The 19,295-nt window shown below is 37.1% G+C and carries 22 protein-coding genes; 16 read left to right on the top strand and 6 right to left on the bottom strand.

All coding sequences use genetic code 11. The features are described from left to right. Positions 1-405 precede the first annotated feature (405 nt). The 4 genes from MHB43_RS17805 (at position 406) to MHB43_RS17820 (ending at position 3,383) form a co-directional block, all read left to right on the top strand. A complete protein-coding gene (locus MHB43_RS17805) occupies positions 406-1,005 on the top strand; it encodes a hypothetical protein (RefSeq protein ID WP_405117627.1) in 600 nt (199 codons plus the stop codon). 40 nt (positions 1,006-1,045) lie between these two features. Further along, the gene (locus tag MHB43_RS17810) at positions 1,046-1,216 is read left to right on the top strand and encodes a hypothetical protein (protein WP_405117628.1); all 171 of its coding nucleotides are present in this window, start codon (positions 1,046-1,048) and stop codon (positions 1,214-1,216) included. A gap of 441 nt (positions 1,217-1,657) precedes the next feature. Continuing rightward, positions 1,658-2,233 (top strand): hypothetical protein, encoded by a 576-nt coding sequence (locus MHB43_RS17815; protein WP_405117629.1) that lies wholly within the window; start codon positions 1,658-1,660, stop codon positions 2,231-2,233. 211 nt (positions 2,234-2,444) lie between these two features. Beyond that, positions 2,445-3,383: a hypothetical protein gene (locus MHB43_RS17820; protein WP_405117630.1), complete on the top strand. Its 939-nt coding sequence runs from the start codon at positions 2,445-2,447 to the stop codon at positions 3,381-3,383. A gap of 22 nt (positions 3,384-3,405) precedes the next feature. Here the strand turns inward: MHB43_RS17820 and MHB43_RS17825 are convergent, their stop codons facing one another. Then, positions 3,406-3,606: a hypothetical protein gene (locus MHB43_RS17825; protein WP_405117631.1), complete on the bottom strand. Its 201-nt coding sequence runs from the start codon at positions 3,604-3,606 to the stop codon at positions 3,406-3,408. 232 nt (positions 3,607-3,838) lie between these two features. Beyond that, positions 3,839-4,621, bottom strand: coding sequence for a hypothetical protein (locus MHB43_RS17830; RefSeq protein ID WP_405117632.1), 783 nt, complete (start codon positions 4,619-4,621; stop codon positions 3,839-3,841). 365 nt (positions 4,622-4,986) lie between these two features. Between MHB43_RS17830 and MHB43_RS17835 the strand changes: the two genes are divergently transcribed. The 9 genes from MHB43_RS17835 (at position 4,987) to MHB43_RS17875 (ending at position 14,283) form a co-directional block, all read left to right on the top strand. Further along, positions 4,987-5,901, top strand: coding sequence for a radical SAM protein (locus tag MHB43_RS17835; RefSeq protein ID WP_405132445.1), 915 nt, complete (start codon positions 4,987-4,989; stop codon positions 5,899-5,901). Continuing rightward, positions 5,898-6,293, top strand: a complete 396-nt coding sequence (locus tag MHB43_RS17840; RefSeq protein WP_405117633.1) for a DUF6375 family protein — start codon at positions 5,898-5,900, stop codon at positions 6,291-6,293. Before MHB43_RS17835 ends, MHB43_RS17840 begins: the two co-directional genes overlap by 4 nt. A gap of 1 nt (position 6,294) precedes the next feature. Continuing rightward, positions 6,295-10,335 carry an NACHT domain-containing protein gene (locus MHB43_RS17845; RefSeq protein ID WP_405117634.1) on the top strand — a complete coding sequence of 1,347 codons (4,041 nt, stop codon included), beginning with the start codon at positions 6,295-6,297 and terminating at the stop codon, positions 10,333-10,335. Positions 10,336-10,482: 147 nt separating this feature from the next. Next, entirely contained in the window at positions 10,483-10,809 is a 327-nt protein-coding gene (locus tag MHB43_RS17850) for a transposase (protein ID WP_405117635.1), read from the top strand. Next, a complete protein-coding gene (locus MHB43_RS17855) occupies positions 10,797-10,997 on the top strand; it encodes a hypothetical protein (RefSeq protein ID WP_405117636.1) in 201 nt (66 codons plus the stop codon). Before MHB43_RS17850 ends, MHB43_RS17855 begins: the two co-directional genes overlap by 13 nt. Positions 10,998-11,006: 9 nt before the next feature. Then, positions 11,007-11,588 (top strand): IS3 family transposase, encoded by a 582-nt coding sequence (locus tag MHB43_RS17860; protein WP_405117637.1) that lies wholly within the window; start codon positions 11,007-11,009, stop codon positions 11,586-11,588. 566 nt (positions 11,589-12,154) lie between these two features. Further along, entirely contained in the window at positions 12,155-12,520 is a 366-nt protein-coding gene (locus MHB43_RS17865) for a type II toxin-antitoxin system RelE/ParE family toxin (RefSeq protein ID WP_405117638.1), read from the top strand. A gap of 241 nt (positions 12,521-12,761) precedes the next feature. Then, on the top strand, positions 12,762-13,049 hold the full coding sequence (locus MHB43_RS17870) for a helix-turn-helix domain-containing protein (RefSeq protein WP_405117639.1): 288 nt from the start codon (positions 12,762-12,764) through the stop codon (positions 13,047-13,049). Between the two features lie 547 nt (positions 13,050-13,596). Further along, positions 13,597-14,283 (top strand): hypothetical protein, encoded by a 687-nt coding sequence (locus tag MHB43_RS17875; RefSeq protein ID WP_405117640.1) that lies wholly within the window; start codon positions 13,597-13,599, stop codon positions 14,281-14,283. A gap of 987 nt (positions 14,284-15,270) precedes the next feature. On the opposite strand, the gene MHB43_RS17880 is transcribed toward MHB43_RS17875, so the two are convergent. Then, on the bottom strand, positions 15,271-15,429 hold the full coding sequence (locus MHB43_RS17880; protein ID WP_405117641.1) for a hypothetical protein: 159 nt from the start codon (positions 15,427-15,429) through the stop codon (positions 15,271-15,273). Positions 15,430-15,675: 246 nt separating this feature from the next. Here MHB43_RS17880 and MHB43_RS17885 point away from each other — a divergent pair, with 246 nt between their 5' ends. After that, the gene (locus MHB43_RS17885; protein ID WP_405117642.1) at positions 15,676-15,840 is read left to right on the top strand and encodes a hypothetical protein; all 165 of its coding nucleotides are present in this window, start codon (positions 15,676-15,678) and stop codon (positions 15,838-15,840) included. A gap of 284 nt (positions 15,841-16,124) precedes the next feature. After that, complete coding sequence (locus MHB43_RS17890) at positions 16,125-16,964, top strand: hypothetical protein (protein ID WP_405117643.1); 840 nt, start codon at positions 16,125-16,127, stop codon at positions 16,962-16,964. 47 nt (positions 16,965-17,011) lie between these two features. On the opposite strand, the gene MHB43_RS17895 is transcribed toward MHB43_RS17890, so the two are convergent. Further along, positions 17,012-17,353: a helix-turn-helix domain-containing protein gene (locus MHB43_RS17895; protein ID WP_405117644.1), complete on the bottom strand. Its 342-nt coding sequence runs from the start codon at positions 17,351-17,353 to the stop codon at positions 17,012-17,014. A gap of 128 nt (positions 17,354-17,481) precedes the next feature. Between MHB43_RS17895 and MHB43_RS17900 the strand changes: the two genes are divergently transcribed. Further along, positions 17,482-17,808: a hypothetical protein gene (locus tag MHB43_RS17900; RefSeq protein WP_405117645.1), complete on the top strand. Its 327-nt coding sequence runs from the start codon at positions 17,482-17,484 to the stop codon at positions 17,806-17,808. A 55-nt stretch (positions 17,809-17,863) separates the two neighbouring features. On the opposite strand, the gene MHB43_RS17905 is transcribed toward MHB43_RS17900, so the two are convergent. Both MHB43_RS17905 and MHB43_RS17910 read right to left on the bottom strand, forming a co-directional pair. Next, positions 17,864-18,901, bottom strand: a complete 1,038-nt coding sequence (locus MHB43_RS17905) for a tyrosine-type recombinase/integrase (RefSeq protein WP_405117646.1) — start codon at positions 18,899-18,901, stop codon at positions 17,864-17,866. Between the two features lie 88 nt (positions 18,902-18,989). Further along, positions 18,990-19,205, bottom strand: a complete 216-nt coding sequence (locus MHB43_RS17910; RefSeq protein WP_405117647.1) for a helix-turn-helix domain-containing protein — start codon at positions 19,203-19,205, stop codon at positions 18,990-18,992. Positions 19,206-19,295 lie beyond the last annotated feature (90 nt).

Here is a 19,295-nt window from a genome sequence, read left to right on the forward strand (position 1 = left end):
GTTGTTCACCAAAAGTCCAGTGTCATAGTACGAGGCTAACTACTCAATGGGAATTAAATGCCAGAACCGGCGCTAGCCGGCCGATGTATAGTGAGGAAAAACAATTTTAGTAAGAATCATGAAAACAGTCACTTTCCTATAGAGGATAATTACTGTTCTCTTATATTTTCACTGCAACTGCCTCACCTCTCATCATCTAGAGAATCTTTATCATATGTCAAATTACAATCAGTGCAGACCTCATATAGCTCTATATGATTTTCACATATACTAGCACCTGATTGAGTTTTGTATGTAGCTTCTGAATCACAATGGATACGGACATCATAAATATGTTCATCAAAATAGCGGTGTGTTTCATCATAACTAGGGATTTCAATCTACAAACTGTATACGTATGACGGCATGAAAGGAGTCGACGTTGGATTCTACAGATCCGAGATTCCGAATCTGCTAGTCCGTTTCGGTATTAAATACTCGGGTGGCATCATCTCGGCTACGACAGGTTTCGCCATCGATTCGTTTAAAGAGAGAATCGTAGACTCCAAGGGCATGAAGTTCCGTTACTACAGCGAACAGCGAACTGCAAGGCGATACGTTGTTCTTGTATCCGAGGATGTGCTGAACAGGTACAACGTCTATACAGTAAAGCTCGATTATAAGCTGTATACAGAATCGCAGCTACGCAGCAAGACCTGGTCGTTCAAGAATTGTACCATACAGGGCTTATACGCCCAATATGACGAATTGGTGCTGAATCCGGGAAACAAATTGCCGATGCAGATCATGGCCCCTTACGGCGACGGCACATTTGCCATCCCGAAAAAAGCGACCTCCTACTCCAGCAGTTCGCCTGCCGGTCTGAAAGTCTCGGCGGACGGCATGCTCGAAGAGGTTAAGCCGAGCAGATATAAGGTCACGTTCAGCTCCGGAGTGGTGCAAGAGACGGTGCCGCTGCGCGGATGTATTCGATCGCCGCAAGAGCAAGAGCTACCCAGCAACTGATTCGACCAAGGTCAAAGATATCGCAGGACGCTCCGATCGAGTGGGCACTTCATTCGGGCGTGCCGAAGCGGAAGCAAACGGCAAATTCCACCCGGAAGATTCTGTGAGCGAAGCGCAGTGCAGTTACTCATCATGCTGCGGCAGCACCTACAAAATCGATTCACACATGATTCTTTTATATGATTGGGGAATGGAAAATGCAGAAATATGATCTCGATAGTATAGTTGATTCATTAATATTAAGAGACTATAAGCTTCCGATTAAATTTGGAGGATCGTAATCCCCCTCTATTCGATATATTTAACGTGGCATTTCAACAAAGGCGCCATAATCGGAAATTGTTACTTCCAAATTTCGAGAAAAGCAACACCGTTCTTATATTATCTGACTATGGGGGAGAAGCTCCTAACAGTAAGTATCTTACATATACCTTTACGTTTGCTGACTATGATTTACTTAATGGTACATACAAAAGGGAGATCTTAAAGATCCGCGATAAGTACGGATTAGATAAACCGTATAAAGAAATATCATTTAAAGATCTACGTTATGGACCAATTCAAAGAGTACTTAAAGAGTATCTACATGTAATGAATTGGGGTTTACATGGGACTCATATTCACTTTAGTCATTAGTAAAGAAGTCATCTCCATGTTTGGCGAAAATAATAAGAACGCTCTAAAAGAGTTGTCTAAAATGTTTGAACAGAATAATTTAGGAAAATGGTCGCCTAAGAACGCTGAGAAAGTACAAAGAATTATCGGCACAATGGGGTATTTAACACATCTACTTATCCCAAATGGGAAGAATTTTTTTGGGATGACGGATGACGATAGTATAATGGCTAATGATAGAATGTCTACAGCAGCCGCAAATATGTTTAGTAATGTTCTTAACTCATTGGAAGAAAAACGTGAATACTCGACTATTATCTATGCTAACCCTTGGGAGAAGGGCACAGATCCAGTGTTTCTAGATATCTTAAGTTTGTCGGATCTTGTGGCAGGTTCTCTTGAGCACTACTATACCAATAAAGGAAAGACAGGGAATGTAAGTTTTAACGAAGGTGCTAACGAAGTATTGGGGTGGCTCGCAAATCACGGAGTAATGCTTAAGAAACAAACATTATTGATTGGCTTTAAGGATGAACATTATAGGTATGGATTTGTTGATTTTAATTTGGCGGAACCATTGGAAAATGTGAGATATATTAATGTTTTATTATAATAGATCAAAGCCCACTTGTGACCGTGTCTACGAGTGGGCTTTTTTTAAAAACAAAAACAGCAGTACATAGAAGCGAATAAAACGTTTCAGCCAGTAACGGAGGAAACAAGCTTAAGGTAGTGTACGAGGTTGCTCCCTGTGTAAATGAGACAGTTTAACGTGATTGGCGTATTATAATAAGTAACTAGAACTCATAAAGGTGGTCACAACAATGTTGCAATCCCCAGAACATGTCATTCATAAATACCTAAAAGGTTCACTGGAAATTAGTGCATTCGAAGGATCACTCGATGCACTCGAATCTACACATAATCCATTGCGCTACGGATTTTTTTCTTTAGGGATTAGAGAACTTGTTTCTAATCATGTGATCGAACGTTTAGGCCCTAACGAGAAGGTCGTAGCGTGTGAATGGTGGAAAGATAAGCCTAGGAAGAAAGACACTACGACGGCAAAGAGAACAGAAAAAATGGAATATGCCATTCGAGGTGGACTGTCGGATGAATTTGTTACCCAAGTGCTTAAACTAAACCTATCAGTGATTATCGACAGAACACATCAAGCTGTGGATGAACTCAACAAATACGTTCATTATACTGAAGACACCTTCAATATCGCCCCTAGCATAGGCAATAAGCTTGTTGAGAACACCTTACTTGCTGTTCAGAGATTTTTTGAAGTTATAGATGATCTCAAGAATATGGTCTCTGAAGCGCTAGAGACATCTCTGCACGATTCAGTCATGTATGCTTCCATTGATGATGTACTAAAAGAAGTTGACGTCCTAGCTACACATTACATCGTTGAAGGTAGCGGAGTTAATCTAATTACGATAGATTCTATCGATGATCAAAGCATCAAAGTCAAAGTCGATGGTTATGTAGATGTCGAGCATCAGTATGGTTCTGATCGCGATTTTGATAAGGGAGACGGTACCCGTATAGGGGCGTCTTATCCTTTTATTATCAATCTTGAGCTTGATGTTCATGATCCGTTAAATTTCAACATTGAAACCGATGATCTCATTATCGATACAGATGATTTTTATGGGGATGAAAATGAGGATTATGAGCAAAAGCACGAACGAAGTAAGGAAACCCCTCAGACTGAAGATAAACCATCACCCTTTGATCCAACGCAATATTTCTAATGAAGGTTACCGGATAGATATTCTATAACTGTACCGAGAAACTCGCATGAACGGCCTCAGTGAGAGGGTCAAATTTCGCTTTTGCAAGTTCTTGAAATTCATTTCCTTGAGTATTCATTGATTGAATGCCTACGCTAGGTGAAATCCAAACGATTTTCCTGCCATTCGAACCAATATTTAATGCGCCGGTTATCATTACATCAATTGGTACGTTATATTGCATTTTTTATTTCCTCAGTATTGTTACCATATAATGAAGTAAAAATGAGTGTAACTTCCACCAATTTATTGGAAGGTGTTCTTCCGTTCATAGCGGGTCGCAAAGTTTAAATTTTGTAAGTAGATAAAGTCTACAATGTGTGGGGTCTGACATAAGGTGCTGACTTAACAGTTTGTCAGGCCTTTAAGAAAGCGACCACCAGAGCATTTACTCTGGTGGCTATGTGGGAATCCAATTAATAGGATTTGAGAGCACGTAAAATTGCTGCTAGCTGAAGATACTTATTAGGTTTTTCAAATAGAACAGGTTCGATATTCCTTCTGAATATCCAAACAATAAAAGAGACTAATGGAATAAGGATTAGTACAATTACTAAAGATACGGCAATCCAATTGGACCAATTAAGTTCTTTAAGTATTTTATTTAAAAGAATATTCCATAAAGGGAATAAGAAAGCCGAAAATATGGCTATAGGTAACCAGCGCAGTTTTCGTAGTGTTTCGCTTTGCTCTAAGTAATAAGCAATTAGGTAATCAATTTGTTCTTTGTTCATCTTCCCTTTGCTTTTGATATATTTGTATACTGCGTCACACTGTAAAACAAAGAGTGCTTCTTTGTTAAAAGTAAATAAAGAAAATCTTAGTAAGAAGGAAAAATTGCTGTATACTCTCTTAATATAGATGTTTGAGGCAATGGTCGATCCGATAAAGCAACCTATTCCAACAAATACTAGGAATACGAATACAGTACCTATAATATCAGGTGTTTCTTTCCCGGTTATTAAAATAGACGCAGTACTAACAATAATTGATAAAATTAAAATGATTAGCGTTATTATACCGAATACCTCAATTCTTTTTGCTGCCGGTCCCATGATCGTTGTTTGCCTGGAGTGATCTTTTAAAATTTTGAAAAGATCATGTTTTATTTCTTGGTCCTGAACAGATTCCTTTGACAAATTTGTATCTTGCTTGGTGTGTACTTTTACTTGTCGTATGTACCTGTACATGCCTGGCAAATTAATCCCCCCTTACCAACTTTATCGGATAAATATAAGAAAATGATTACTTCAGACAGTTGTTAGCGCTCAATAATGTGAAGTCGATTATACTAGTATATAATTATTAATTGTGGATGAATAAACTCTTGTTTCCCAGTCTTCTTCACTTGTAAAGATTTATTATGGAAGCGTTATGAATACAAAAAAATTTGTAAACAGATTGTGGTAATTAAGCCGTTCATTGAAGAAAATCTGTTTTCAACAGAATAATCTATGGGAGTGTCGGAGTATGAGATGGGGAATTAACCCAAATTAAAACAAAAAAATATACATAATTTAAGCAAATGACTGCATGAAAGAGGGGAGAGATCTACTTGGATAGAATGAAATTAAGATCAACAATATCAGGAATTCATTTGTTTAATAGACAAACAGGATTTAATCTTCTACTCGATGAAGTAGTTTTACCACAAAAATCTTGGTCCACAGCGCCACGACAAGTCTCAATTGCTTTAACGAATGCCTGTGATTTAGATTGCCCTTATTGTTATGCTCCGAAAAAGCCAGCTGTAATTCCTTTAGAACTGTTAAAGAAGTGGCTCATAGAGTTGGACCAGAATGGATGCTTTGGAATTGGATTCGGTGGAGGGGAGCCGACATTATATCCATGGTTTAAAGAGCTCTGTCGTTATGCTATGGAGAATACTACACTAGCTGTTACCATGACTACACATGCACATAACTTATCCGACTCTGCTCTTAGTGAGCTTGATGGTAACTTGAATTTCATTAGAGTTAGTATGGATGGAGTTGGATCTACATATGAAACACTTCGTAAGAGACGCTTTGAGACCTTACTAGAACGTATTGTTGCTATAAAAAAGGTTGCAAATTTCGGTATTAATTATGTGGTTAATTCAAAAACCATTGGGGATCTTGATAGCGCAATAGAAATTGCTGAAGAACTTCAATGTTCTGAGTTTTTATTGATTCCTGAAGTGGCTGCAGGAAGAGGCAAGGAAATAAATCAGGAGACTTTAAATGATCTTAGAAAATGGGTCGAAGATTATCGGGGCAATATTCCCCTTTCCATAAGTGAAAAATCTTCTAACGGGTTTCCCATAAGCAATCCGCTTAAATTCGAAAAGGGACTTTTTTCCTTTGCACATATTGACGCTTCTGGAATTCTAAAAAGATCATCATATGATTTAAATGGAATCCAAATTACAAAAGACGGGGTGATTTTTGCTTTAGACAGACTTAAAAAAATTATGGAAGATGAGGAGAAACTCAAATGAAAGTATGGTATGGGTATGGTACTGAACATTCAATGAATCTTGTTATGATAGGTCATTTTAAAAGTCCTAATGATGCTGAAGAAACTAATGAGCTTATAACAAAAATAACAAAAGCTGTAGACGGTAAAATTGAGGTAGGAAGAAATTATAGTAGATATGACAATGATATGATGGGAATTTTGAGAGAAGTGAATAGTTATATACTGAGTCCTTCCGAACTTGAACAATTCTTGTATGACACAACAATACAAGTTGATGGAGACAAGTTAATACTAACAACAGAAGAAACAGAAATATCAGCTTTTTTCAAGTTAATGATCGAAAAAGGAGCAAAAATAGAAGTTTACTCTGCCCATGATTATCCTGATTTAGAGTTTGGAAGGGGGAAATAAGATGCCATCTTTAGATTGGTCTGCCTTTGATTCCCTGCCAGGGGGGAAGTCTCTAAATTTTGAAAACTTATGCCGAAGCTTGATGAGACTTCATTATGGCCAATACGGTCAATTTATGGCACTTTCAAATCAGCCTGGTGTTGAATTTCATTTGAAGTTAACTAATAGCTGCAGTCTGGGCTCTCCCCCCCGTTGGTACGGATGGCAATGCAAATTTCACACATTGACAGCTAACAAAGATTTAAGAACAGCAAGTAAAAAAGATATTGAAGATTCGTTAGAAAAGAGTATAAAGTTAATACCTGATTTAACAGATTGGGTACTATGGACTCCTTATACTCTAAGTAAGAAAGATCAAGACTGGTACTATAAACTCTCTGACAAGATAAGTCTACATCTTTGGGCTCTGGAAGAATTAGACACTTATCTTAGTGGAGAAGGTTTAATTCTTCGTAATACATACTTCGGCGAGTTAATTCTAACCAGAGAGGAACTAGAGAAACGCCATATCGAAGCTGTACAACCAATAAGGGAACGTTGGCTCAAGCCTGTTCACCAAACTTTGAGTACTGAACAAGCGATAAGACGGATGCTGGGAGAACCATCATCATGGCATGAAATTCTAGAAGTGGGGAAGGATTTAAGAACTTATAATGATTTGTTTGAGAAGACAATTTTTGATTCTAACGAAATGATTAAACAAGTGTTACATCCCTTGGCCATAGCTTGCAATTTATTCTCAGAAATACTTTTAAGTTTTCATACCATTCTTGCTGAAGGGGATCTAGAATTAATCCATCAAAATTTGAGTCAAAGAAAGACATTTTTAGATGACCATATTAGATCAATTCCTAGATGGCTTAGAAAAGAAAATCTACCGATAGCGTTAGAAGCTACTAATGCATTAGAAGATATGTATTATGCACAGCATTTACTTGATGATATTGAAAATGATCTTGGAATTGGGTTAGTCGCTATTATAGCAGATGCAGGTTCTGGCAAAACCCAAATGGCTGCTCAACTCACAGCTAGTCAGGAAGAAAGGCCTGCCGGAATTTTATTACATGGCCGGAACCTTAATAAGGGTGCCTCATTAAATGATCTTGCAAAGAGTTTTTTGATTAATGGTTCTCCAGTCTCAAGTATGGAAAACCTGTTAGCGGCACTTGATTCAGCGGCTAAGCGTTCAAAATGTCGTCTTCCCATTATAATAGATGGGCTTAACGAAGCGGAAAACCCAAAGAATTGGAGAGAACCCTTAGCATCACTTCAAGAAACCTTAAAACGTTATCCGAATGTGCTAATGGTTTGTACACTCCGAACTGGTGAACGAAAACGTGAAAGGCATAATTTTGCAAAGTCAAATATAAATGAAAGGGAGTCATTTGCTGTTCAGTCTCTTCCAACTGAAGTCCAAAAAATAGAATATGATGGATTTGGGGAGGATGTGGAAGAGGCAATTGAGAAGTATTTCAAATATTTCCGCATCTCTACGGAAGACGCTGAAATTCCGCTTGATTTATTAGGACATCCTTTGACATTACGTATTTTTTGTGAAGTTACTAACTCTAAACGGGATAAAGAAGTTATAGTTAATCATTTCTCTTATTCCCTCTCAGTACTATTAGAAAAATATATTGATAATATTTGTAACAGGATCGCTCAAATGAACAACTTAGAATTTTCGTTTGAGACACAAGATGTACAAAATGCAATCTATGTACTTGGTATTGAGCTATGGAAAGGAAAAACTCGAGAAGTTAGCGAATTTCAATTCCGCAACATTGTCAATGATACCAATCGACCTTGGAACAGCAGCATTGTAAACCTCTTCGCACAAGAAGGAGTATTATTTAGAAATCCCGGGGAAGAACCAGGTCAATATGTACTTACTCCAACATATGATGCACTTGGAGGCTATTTAATTGCTAATTCTTTATTACTTAAGAATAAAAAAGACTATGAATGCGAGTGGCTCAAAAATAAGGACTTCGAGTATTCGTTTATTGGCCAAGATAATCATCAGCTGAGTAATGATATTTTTAAATCATTAGTAGCCCTTTTCCCAAGACGATTTAATGGAAAACAATTATGGAAGTATGTACGAAAAAACTTAAAAAAAGCAGCATTAGCATTCATAAATGAAGTAGAGGCAGAATTTATAGACAATGCTACTGTTTCTGCTCTTAAAGAGTTAATGTTAGAAAATGAAAAAATCAGAAACAGTATGTTTTATCATCTTCGAAAATTTAGATTTGCTTTGAATCATCCTCTCAATTCAGAATTTCTCGATAGCTTTCTTAATAAGCTCACAATCACTGATCGTGATTTATGTTGGAGTGAGTGGCTCAGAAAAAATAAAAGAGAACTGTTCAGTGAAATATCGAACAAAGAAGATGATATAACTATGCAGACTAGACAGACCGTCTTACAAGTTAAATGGTATAACTGGTATCTCACTTCTACGGATCACGAGCTTCGAGATCATGCTACACGTATAATATATTCGATTGGAGTAAAATATCCTGAAGTGTTATTTTCAATATGTTTGGAAACATTACAGATCAATGATCCTTACGTAAAAGATCGCTTACTTGCAGCATGTTATGGTGTAACAATGGCGAGACAAAACGATTGGCTAGATGACTCTTTTGTCAGTGTTATCCTTCCTAAATTTGCAATAGAAATATACAATAATATGTTTTCCTTTAATGCTAATTGTATGACAACACATATCTTAACGAGGGATTACGCAAAAAGAATCATACAAATCTCGATGCTTCATAAGCCTAATTTATTTACCGAGGTTGAACAAGAAAGACTTAACTTTTCAAATATAGTTGGGGAACACTCGGAATGGGGGCTAGAAATTGATGAAATTTCTCCTCGAAAGGAATCTCCCTTTCACATGGATTTCGAGAACTACACAATAGGTGGTTTGGTTCCCAATCGGAGGAATTATGACTATAACAACACCGAGTATAAAAATATACGAGCTCAAATTTTGTGGCGCATTAAGCAGCTCGGTTGGACATATGAACTGTTTAAAGACATTGATAGTTCAATTAATAACGATCGCTATAGTTATCGTATGGGGATGGATACTAGAAGACTTGACCGTTATGCTAAAAAGTATTCATGGATTGCCTATTATGAAATGTTTGGTCGCTTAAAAGATCAAGGTAAACTCGGATCTGTAGGAGATCGAGCGTTTTATCCTGAACTTGATCCTAGTTTTCCAAAACAAGCAACTAAAATAAAGATCATTGAGAATGATTTTCTTGGAGAAAGTACATCAGATAATGAAGATTGGATGAATGAATCTAATCCAGAGGTTCTTGAATATGTACAGATTACTGATTTAGTACAAAAACAAGGACTATGGATTATGTTAGATGGATATATGATTCAGGCGGATAAAAAGAAGGGGCGTAAGATTTCTTGTGTTTTCCGAAGTTTCCTTGTCAATGATGTTGAAGTAGACCAACTCTATGATTATCTAGTCAAAAGTAATCCTGAGCTGCCTGCAAAGCCAATTATACACAATACTTTCGGGGGAGAGATACCATGGTGTGAGACTTTTCCGGAAAATGATGATACAAACTTTACGTTTGTATCAAGTGAAAAAAATATCACACAAAAAGAATTCATCGATTTTGTCGTAAAGAACCCTGTTATCGATTACAAATGGGATATAAGTAAGTCAGCAGCAAACGTTCTAGAGCACGCCGTTACATTGAGTAAAAGTATTGCTAGTAATCTGAATTTGATAGGACAGCCTCAAACCCTTGATTTGTTTTCCAAAGAAGGTGATCAAGCAACTATAAATCTAAGCGATTATAGTAGTGATTATAATAATACACAGTCATTTTTTTATATCAGAGAGGATTATTTACAATCATATCTTAAAAAGAATAATTTACAATTAATATGGGTTATTTGGGGTGAGCGTGAATTAACTGGAAAAGATATTAATGGAGAAGAAAGGGATGATTATGAACAACTTTATAAGGAATTTAAATTTGTTAATAGATTAAATTGATTTTATGAAATGAACTCTAGAACGGTAAGAATGAATTGGGAGAATGAAACAAAATCGCGCCCGCCCAACTTATGAAGTGCACCCATTAGAATAGACATTGGAAAAACCCCTAGGGTTAGCCGATGAATTCTAGGGGGTGCATTTTTTATGGCAATGAAGGGACAAAAGTTCAAAACGTATTCGGAGAAGACTAAACAAGAGGCCATTCGTCTGCATACGGTTGAGGGATGGACATACCGAAAGATTAATGAACATCTGGGAATTCATGACCCAGGACGAATGAAGCGATGGATGCAAAAATATCGGGAACAAGGTGAGTTCGGACTGCTCGATCAGCGAGGTCGCCGAAAAGAATACATCGATCAAGACCGCTATGTGCAACAACTGAAACGGGAGAATGAATTGTTAAAAAAGTGCTTGGCAACCTGGAAGGAGGAAGCAAACAAGAGCGATTTGAAATCATGGAAAAGGTAGCTGGGTACGGTGATATCCAGAAACTCTGTCACGTGTTTAGCGTGTCTCGAAGTGGGTTTTATGCCTATGCCAAACGTAAACGAATGGATCGTGATGCACAGGCGAGGAAACTAGTGCTCCAAACGTATCAACGATATGAAGGCAAATATGGTTATCGACAGCTCCAATTGTTTCTTTGGCAAGATTAAGGGATTTGGATGAACCATAAAAAGGTGTTACGCCTGATGCAGACGCTCGGTATTCAATCTCGAGTTCGTCGTAAACGACGTTCCAGCAGCTCCTACGTACCTGCTCAGCGTGTGGCAGAGAATCGTTTGAAGCGAGACTTCCATGCGGAAAAGCCAAATCAGAAATGGGTAACCGACATTACTCAGTATCGTGTTGGAGAGCGCTGGGTATATCTTTCGGCCATAAAGGATCTGTTTAACAACGAAATTGTCGCCTATGAAATGGGCGAACGCAACGACAATGAATTGGTACTCCGTACATTCACCAAAGCCTTTGCAAAGCAAAAAGACGTAACCGGACTGATCGTTCACAGCGACCAGGGATTCCAGTACACGTCTCACGCTTACCACGACATACTGCCAAAGGTTGGCGCCCAAATCAGCATGTCTCGCCGAGGAAATTGTTATGACAACGCCTATATGGAGAGTTTCTTCTCGCATCTTAAAACGGAAGGACTCTATCCCTATCATATCCGAACCATTGCCGAAGCACAAAGCAAAATCGAAAATACATCCGTTTTTACAATCGAAAACGGCCACAACGGAAACTAAAAAACAGACGCCGGTAGAGTACCGACGACTGTTTGCTACCTTGGGTCTTTTTTCAATGTCTACAAAATGGGCTCTTGACCACTTACGGGTCTTCTCCCTTTTGTTCACCGGAAAATTTAAACTTTCTTCTATATCTGAATTTGAGGAAACGCCCAAAATCCTGATCCCTTAACCTAAAAAAAGACAATAAATGAGGAGTTGGATGTAGCCTTAGAAAGGATAAGGAGTTTGAATATGAACCAATACATGAAACAGATGACCTCAAATATTCAACATGTTGTATCCTGTTCCGTTTTCGACATGATTGGTTAGTACATATATAGATCCTACGTTGCTGGTTGCATGAGTTACTTTCAACATTTAGCGATTTACTTAACTATTCGATTGTCGCACTATGCGTACCAATACAAAGTTTTGGTGGTTTATCTCTTACCGCTATCTATGTTGTATATAACTGGTGACGTTTGACAAATTGGTAACAGATATGGTACCATTTTTATATTAAGCGGTGAGTCTGCTTACTTTGCTCTTTATACATTCGAATATTGGTTAAGAAGGAGTTGGTGATGATGGGGAACCATCAAATCCAGCCATTTTCTAACCTGTTTTTTGCAGATGAACCCCTTAAGGAGTGGACTCAGAACTCTGAAATCTGCGATGATGCTCAACGTAAGATTTTGGAAGCTTTTGGCTTACTGAATGCTTATGGTACAGACAAATCGTATCTTGGAAAGAAGATCGAAAATACCAAGCGTGACGGGATCTGGGAACTGAAAATTAAGGGGAGCTCTAAGCGGGAATGGCGCTTTTTGTTTAAGCACATTGGCGGCTCAGAGTATGGAATCGTTCATTTTTTCTTGAAGAAAAACGAAGCCATTAAAAAACAGGATATGAAAAAGGCTGTGCGAATCGCTGATAGAGAAGGCTGGTAACAGCCTCTCTCATCACGCTTCTAAACCAACATTGGTCTTTAACAAATGCGAAGGTATGGGGACAAGTAAGACAGAAAATTTTATCAACCATATTTCTTAAATCTCAAAGTAAAGGAGGGTGGAACTACTAGTCATGCAAGCAGAAAAAAGAGATCTTTTTCAAAGATCAAGAAAACAATTTTATTGTATTCAGAGTTATTTTTGAATGAAAGGGACATTTGTTAGAAAGGAGATGACACCTATGAATAACAACACCACAGTTCACAATCTCCATGATCTCATCAATGTACCCCCAGAATATTATTCGATCTCCATTCCGAAATTGGAGATTACACATGGCATCAAGGAGGCATTGAGAGAAAGGAATATGTCTGTTAGAAAATTGGCTGACAAAGTGGGGGTGAAACATCCTCAAATCATTCGAGTGACTAGCGGAGAAAATTATAATATTGAGACTCTGCTGAGGATCTTAGATGTTTTGGATCTGGAGATTGTCCTTCAAAAGCGAGGAACTACACCGACACCATGATTTAAGAATTTACTCAATTAAGAGATGTTTATTTAGAACTAAGGTTTAGATCCACTTTTGTTTTATTCAACGGGACAAAGGGAGTACGGCACGCGAATGGTTGAGGTATAGAACCTTCTTAAGAGGGCGTGACCTTAGAAATTACTAGAGCTTAACCTTTGTACTATACCCAAAAAAACTTAAGAAAGTGCCCCTGACTGCCAGGGGCACACTTTTCTTTTTCAAGTAATTCCATTGAAAAGACTTCTTTATGTGATTGTTACAAGTTATTGTCCTGCTTACCGAAATCAACGTATGAGTTAAGTTGTTGGAGATCGAAAGGCAGTGAAATTCATTTTTTCCAACCACAAACAGTAGTAGTAATGAATCAAAAATCTGTAACATACTCCCCGTAAACAGTCGAGTTATAGATTGTGAAACCTTTAGTATCTAAGGGAGAATCGACACGTTTTTTCTGATTTAAGAAAATGACTAATAAGTTTTTGCTTATCAATTTATTCGGATAGATAACGCTGAGGATAGTGAAAAGTTAAAGGGGGACATTTTAATGAATGACGAAGAGAGACTTGAATTATTAGACCGGATAGAAAAAGACTATAGAAAAGGGTTAGACGATAGTAGTACAGTACATTTAAGACAAGCAAATGGGATGCTTGAAGAACTTAAACCTTATTTACATAGCAGTAATAAAATAATCAATATGTGTAACGAGATCACCCAGCAAGTCAAAGACACAAATTCTTTTGATGTAGCATTAGCTGAAAGTTTAACATATGAACTCGTGTACAATAGTAATATTTTGAAAGAGATTAACGAAAACAGTTTTGATAGATCAAATCCAGACAATATTTTTGTTGGGCCTCATTTTCGATATATGAAAAGTATACTTGCAAGTACATATATAATGAATGAGGAAATAATCAAGGAAGTAGGAACGATGTTCGGTGTTTTAGTAAGAAAAGAAAAAATAAGTAGAATAATCAAAATTTTAATCGATAAACTCGAAAAACATGCAACGGAAATACTCACAGAAAAAGACCAAACAAAAGCAAAGAAAATGCGGAATAGCTTTAAAAATGAAGCAAAGAAAATTCTATCAAATCGTAATAAATTTGGACATGAAAAGAACGCCTTATACCCAAGTAATGATGAATATAAAAGAATCATTGAAAATTTGGACAATTTTTTTATAATGGTCAGATTTCATCTAAATTGTCGAGGGACAAGAACATAGTCTGATTACCGATTAGATGATTATCTAAATGAAAAATGATGTATAAGTAGCGTAATACAGGGAAGTTTTTACATTCTTATGGGAACGAAGACTCGATAAGAGAAACACGGTCAACTAGGGATTTCAGAGAGCGTAATCTATCATTCTTAAATTCTTTTGTGGTTCTTCATTTTAAATGTACGCCTTCCAAATCTTCGATTTGAATCGATATCAAGTTCTTTTGACAAATAGATTACTCAATTTAATTTTAGAAGGTGACATCTTTTAATACAGAAGATCGAAAAATGCAAAGTGCTTAAAATCAACGTTGAGGACCTGATTTTTCAACAACGGAGTAAGATAAAAAAGAGGACTAAGCCCTTTTTTATTCTTCCTTGTCCTCAAACAGAGGAGGTTACTGTTCTCATTAAAGTCGCTATTTTAGCGGCTTTTTTATTTTATCGGTACAAATTCTTGTTCCCATTACCGATTAGATAGACTTAAGAATGAAAAGCGAAATAGGACCTCTCATTTTGCCATTTGTTGTGGTGTGACCGTCTGAGTTAAGGTGGGCTTATCTCAGAATCTTGTGCCTTGTTGATTCATTAGACTTTTAAAATGATTAATTGGCAATTAGAAGTGCCAGCCGTTTAAGTGACGTTTTCCAACGAATCACTGGAAGGATCAACTTGAATATATAACCGCCTGATTCTCCGTATAGTTAGACTAGGGAGTGTGTTACTTTCTTACTCTTTACTTAATTTCTTTGAATGCCTTTGTAGACAGATTAGCACAGCTCCGTTGTAAAACAAGCCTGACATTCCTTCAAGCGCCATATTGGTGAACGCTACAACACTAAGCTCCTCACTCGGATCAACAAACCAGGAGTGACCACGGTACTGCCCGTCCGCCTCGATTCGGCGATTCAGGTGTATTTGTTTATGCTGAGTCTTTTAGCTGCGTGAAACCAAGGCCAAAACCTCTCCCCGGCAAATAGATAGGACATAATCAGATTAAGAATTTAATTGGTTGCAATTTCTGCGGCTGAACCATCGACAGAATCGGATTCCCTCCCTGCGGCAAAGCTTCCAGCAGTTTAAGAACGTCTTCTGCGCTGCCAATCATGCCGGTTCCCCGAAAGGTAAGATGTCTTATCGGTAAAACCATTTTTTCTTCTCTCGATTTTGGGTAAACTGACCTTTGAAGTTAAAGGGTCGGTATCTATTGTTTTGATGTAACATTCAACAGTTATGATGACAGAGTGTCATTTTCACATTAACTATGTTATCCTTTGGGTAAAATTGAGTCACTCTTCATATCGGAGTCAAAAAAAGGTTTCAATTGAAGAGTTTAAAGAAAATCAATCAAGAACTGCTCACCATATTAAATCATCTTTTTTTTGGGGGGATTAAAATGAGTAAAACGAATGAAGAGTTTATTAAACAACAGCGAGTTGGCGACCTTCCGAAAGTGAAACTCATGGCTCCTTCGTTAGATGGTGGTCCTGATCGGGAAGTGACTGTTGTTTACCAGCGAAAGGCAAACTATGGAAGGCCGTCATTTCTCAAAGATAAATAAACGCTTTCTAATTAATGAAAAGCCAGCGCTTAAATGCTGGCTTTATTCTTTATAAGTGATAACGAAGTAGCACGTCATGTAGATGTTTGACTCAACCAATTTCATACGGTTAGCATAATAGACCATATGAAATGAGAAAAATCACGAGGAAGATAGGTACAAATAAACACATTTATCCATATATTGAGACCAATTCTGATACTCACTAATCTTTACTTTGAATAAAATTTATAAAAGTAGTCAATACCACTCACTAATCTGCTGAAGCAAAGGAGAATAGATTAGTGAGCATAGAAAAAATCCTTTATTTTGTTCAATCATGGAACTATGAGCAAATGCACAGTTCAGGTGCGAAAGTCCAATTGCTTAGACAAGCCATAGGTGAATATCAATCATCCCTTGGACTTCAGAGACTTGAGTGGACAGAACAAAATGTTGTTGGCAAATTTATTGCAACTAAAGAGTACGATCTGAAAAATCAGCAATTGTTCGATTTATTTGATAATCATGGTGTTCTATCTAAGGTGGTCCGAATTAAACTAAACAAATTAAATGAGTCAGAAAAAGTATTACTTCAAGAATTCTGTATAGCTAGCAACCCTTACTTAAGATTTTCTCCGATCAGAGCTAATAGCGGCCAGAGAGAAGAGGAACTCTTTGCATATAGAAAGAACATCACAAACAACAACATATACTGGTGTTTAGGCCAATGGAAGCATTATAAAAGGATCCACTCTAGCTTTGTTGAACACTGGGAATCTATACGCAATCTGGCATGTAAAGAAATGTTGCGTACGAATCAGCACAAAGTAACCTTACCTGTAGGGAAGCTAAGTATAGTAATTTCAGATCCAAACATTGATGCAGATGCTGCATATAAAATGGGAGGGAGGAAGCTGCTACAACGAAGTGGAAAGATTAACATGGAACAAGTGAGATTATATGCAGCTAGAGGATACTTTTCATTGTCACAAGTGTATAAACATCTACAGGTGGAGAACATCCAAACGAAATATTTGCTTTTAACATTAAAAAGCGAGCGCAATATGATGGAGGGACGTATACAGCAGAATAACAGATACTCTTGGATTAACATACAAAGTGAAGCAGAGTGGAAGCAATAAATTTGAAACACAAAAAACCGATGTCAGAGGACATTGGTTTTTTTGTGTTAACTATCGAAAAATTCAGATAAGAGCAGGTTAACCTTTTTTAAATCGGAAGATTTCATAGGCCAAAGCTTCTCATTGATCTCATTTAGCAATTTCTCTTTATCATTGGTTCCAGTCTTAACATACTTGCTGTAAACAAAGAGTTCATGGACATTGACTTGAAGAGCATCCGCAATTTTTTGAAGATTTAACAAGGTGATATTTTTTTCGGCACGTTCAACGCCTCCAATGTAGGAGAAGTGAAAACCAGCCATTTCGCCTAATTCTTCCTGCGAATATCCTTGTTTTTTCCGTAATTCTCGAACACGTTGTCCTACTAATCTTAAAACAGGTTCGTTCATTGCCACACCTCTAATTCAGTCTAAACAATGCAAAACCTCCGATACATTAATGTATATAGATTATTTATTTAAAATGATAAGTTTATATATCAATTTGTTGGACATAAATGATAAAGGAGGTGGAGGAGATGACAAGTCACCTAAAAGCTTATGTTGGAATTGCTACCATAACAGCTCGAGGAATATTGTTTAATGACAGAATATACACAAACCGTGCAGTGATAAAAAAGAAATGGTTTGTAATAGCGAGAGAGAACGGAGAGTGGAAGATACCGATTATTTACTTACAAAACTATCATGAAGCCATAATTATTATTTCTTTAAAACACCAGGAGGTAAGTCTGGCTACGTGGGTTAATTCCAGCGACTTGAATTTGAAAGAAGTTGAACATTATCATGAGCAACTAAACAAATTAAAGATGCTTAAGAAAAGCATAACTAAACAGATAAACTAAGACTTCACTATAAAAAATAGAGCCTCATCAAAATAGATAAGGCTCTTCATGATCTTCATTTGATAATGCTAGACAAAATTAAGTATTTTTCAACTGATTCTATATTTCGCTGAGCCATTTGCTGTTTTGTATTACTAACTGTATTACTTTCAGAGTACTGCAGCCCGAAAGAGTGGGTAAGTTGCCTTGTAGTAAGTTCTGAGGCACCGAATTTTAAAGCATACTTCTTAACCAAAGCTTGAATAGCCCTTTTGGAAATTCGTTTTCCGTGTGCTTCTCCATTGGGTCTAGCTAAGAAAAATGCTTTTTCACCTTCATACGGATTGTAAGAGTTAATTCTTACATTTATATAATCAATAAGGTATCGTTTGGCTTGTTCACCAAACTTAACTTTATGATTCTTTCTGACTTTGGCTTGTTGCCTTGTAATTAGAATGTAGTCGTCTTTGAGATTTATATCATTTATGTCCATATTCTCTAAATCACTAACGATTAAGCCCGAGTCCAAGAGTAATGTAATTATACTTACATCACGATCTCGATTTTGAATGTAAAACCATTGAGCTTGAACATTATTCTGTTCGCTAATTCCTGACTGAACAAATCGAACAAATTGATCGATCTCCTCAGACCGTAATACTTTGGTTTGTAATTGGCGAGCTACCTCAAGTGGTGCTTTGGGTCTCTCCATCGTGAAGGTAGCAAATATATTACGTTTTATAACCGGAACCCCATTGCTTTCAAACTCAAGATGTAAATAGTTAAATAATGAACGTAGTGAGTGGAACTTACGGAGCATTGAGCTGTATTGCAATTTTCTTGAAGCATAGAGATATCCAACAAAATCATGCACGTGCTCACGTTTAATATCATTAAACAACTCTAACTCGAGCTCGCTCTCAGAAGCAACGTATGGCCATAGTTTTGGCCTAGCCCAACTGAAGAATATACGAAAATCCCTTGAATATTCTAATAGAGTTGAAGGGGAAACGTTCTCACTTAGCTTTTTTTTAATAAATGTAGCAATCACCTGTGGCAGCACTTCTGATATAACTGATAGTTTTTTTAGATCACGATTTTCTTGTACTTTCATAACTGAAACACATCCTTTGTTCTTTTCCTGGAGGTGTTCCCATTTCATTGTCTATTTATACATTTAAATAACGTCTTCATTTATACGATTACTCATTAAATACCTTTTCCAGAGGAACATCTAAAACATCAAGAATCAGATATAGGTTATATGCACTGATCATATGCCTCCCTCGCTCAATATTTGCTAACGAAGATCGAGCAAGAGGATAACTCTGACAAATCTCCTTTTGTGTTTTCTTTTTAGATTTTCTAAGACCTCGTAGACGCTCTCCCAGCCATTTATAAAACTCTTCTTCGGACAATTGAACCCCTCCATCTATCATTCTATTACATCTTAGTATGTTCATAGAGAGAGACTTATTATACATAGAGAAGTATAAAAAACTCCATAT

This window comes from Paenibacillus sp. FSL H8-0317, assembly GCF_045040685.1.
Lineage (GTDB): Bacteria > Bacillota > Bacilli > Paenibacillales > Paenibacillaceae > Paenibacillus.

What these genes read in the sequence shown, in the direction of transcription:
- MHB43_RS17805 (WP_405117627.1), top strand. Translation starts at nt 406, where the DNA reads ATGAAAGGAGTCGACGTTGGATTCTACAGATCCGAGATTCCGAATCTG.
- MHB43_RS17815 (WP_405117629.1), top strand. Translation starts at nt 1,658, where the DNA reads ATGTTTGGCGAAAATAATAAGAACGCTCTAAAAGAGTTGTCTAAAATG.
- MHB43_RS17820 (WP_405117630.1), top strand. Translation starts at nt 2,445, where the DNA reads ATGTTGCAATCCCCAGAACATGTCATTCATAAATACCTAAAAGGTTCA.
- MHB43_RS17825 (WP_405117631.1), bottom strand. Translation starts at nt 3,606, where the DNA reads ATGCAATATAACGTACCAATTGATGTAATGATAACCGGCGCATTAAAT.
- MHB43_RS17835 (WP_405132445.1), top strand. Translation starts at nt 4,987, where the DNA reads ATGAAATTAAGATCAACAATATCAGGAATTCATTTGTTTAATAGACAA.
- MHB43_RS17840 (WP_405117633.1), top strand. Translation starts at nt 5,898, where the DNA reads ATGAAAGTATGGTATGGGTATGGTACTGAACATTCAATGAATCTTGTT.
- MHB43_RS17845 (WP_405117634.1), top strand. Translation starts at nt 6,295, where the DNA reads ATGCCATCTTTAGATTGGTCTGCCTTTGATTCCCTGCCAGGGGGGAAG.
- MHB43_RS17850 (WP_405117635.1), top strand. Translation starts at nt 10,483, where the DNA reads ATGGCAATGAAGGGACAAAAGTTCAAAACGTATTCGGAGAAGACTAAA.
- MHB43_RS17855 (WP_405117636.1), top strand. Translation starts at nt 10,797, where the DNA reads ATGGAAAAGGTAGCTGGGTACGGTGATATCCAGAAACTCTGTCACGTG.
- MHB43_RS17860 (WP_405117637.1), top strand. Translation starts at nt 11,007, where the DNA reads ATGAACCATAAAAAGGTGTTACGCCTGATGCAGACGCTCGGTATTCAA.
- MHB43_RS17865 (WP_405117638.1), top strand. Translation starts at nt 12,155, where the DNA reads ATGATGGGGAACCATCAAATCCAGCCATTTTCTAACCTGTTTTTTGCA.
- MHB43_RS17870 (WP_405117639.1), top strand. Translation starts at nt 12,762, where the DNA reads ATGAATAACAACACCACAGTTCACAATCTCCATGATCTCATCAATGTA.
- MHB43_RS17875 (WP_405117640.1), top strand. Translation starts at nt 13,597, where the DNA reads ATGAATGACGAAGAGAGACTTGAATTATTAGACCGGATAGAAAAAGAC.
- MHB43_RS17880 (WP_405117641.1), bottom strand. Translation starts at nt 15,429, where the DNA reads ATGGTTTTACCGATAAGACATCTTACCTTTCGGGGAACCGGCATGATT.
- MHB43_RS17885 (WP_405117642.1), top strand. Translation starts at nt 15,676, where the DNA reads ATGAGTAAAACGAATGAAGAGTTTATTAAACAACAGCGAGTTGGCGAC.
- MHB43_RS17895 (WP_405117644.1), bottom strand. Translation starts at nt 17,353, where the DNA reads ATGAACGAACCTGTTTTAAGATTAGTAGGACAACGTGTTCGAGAATTA.
- MHB43_RS17900 (WP_405117645.1), top strand. Translation starts at nt 17,482, where the DNA reads ATGACAAGTCACCTAAAAGCTTATGTTGGAATTGCTACCATAACAGCT.
- MHB43_RS17905 (WP_405117646.1), bottom strand. Translation starts at nt 18,901, where the DNA reads ATGAAAGTACAAGAAAATCGTGATCTAAAAAAACTATCAGTTATATCA.